The 638-nt window shown below is 62.9% G+C and carries 1 protein-coding gene; it reads right to left on the reverse strand.

The window, feature by feature from the left end; translation table 11 throughout:
* Positions 1-638 (reverse strand): 3'-5' exonuclease (locus tag L692_RS27530; protein ID WP_036721366.1); only part of this gene is annotated, 638 nt, incomplete at both ends.

The raw sequence follows: 638 nt of genomic DNA on the forward strand, positions 1-638 counted from the left end.
GGACGCGCCGAGCAGCATGACGACGGGGAACTCCAGCCCCTTCGACTTGTGGATTGTCATCAGCGCGACGCGGTCCTCCTGCTCTGTACCGCCGGGGGAACGGTGCTGCTCGTTCCTTGACGTTATCTCGTCAAGATAATCCAGAAAAAGAGGGATGCTGCCGAAGCGTCCCGCCGACAGCTCCAGCTCGTCCAGCATTTCCTTGAGCGTCTCCCGGTGCAGCGTCGCCTGATGGCGCTCGTTCGCCAGAACGAACGAATCGTAGAACCGGCTGCGGATCTGCCGGATCGCCTGAACCGGCGTAAGCTCCCGCAGATGGCGGAGCATGTCCAGCCGCTCGCGAATGGCATCCTGGCGAAACTCCGCCAGCCCCGGCAGGCTCCGCAGATGGATCAGCGGCCCCCGCTTCGGCTGAGCCGCTTCCATCCGGCGGATATGCGCCATCCCCTGCTCCCGTCCGACATACAGCGTCGGCAGCATGTCCTCGATGGCGGCAAAATCGCGCCGGTTCACGGTCAGCCGCAAATGGCTGATGACCGGCGAAATAAGCCAATGCTCGTACAATAATTGCCCTTCGCCGTAATCGACATAGGGAATATCACGCAGCAGCAGCCGCTCCAGCACGGCGCGGCTGCTGC

The sequence above is a fragment of the Paenibacillus forsythiae T98 genome, from assembly GCF_000520735.1.
In the GTDB taxonomy this organism is placed as follows: domain Bacteria; phylum Bacillota; class Bacilli; order Paenibacillales; family Paenibacillaceae; genus Paenibacillus_AQ; species Paenibacillus_AQ forsythiae.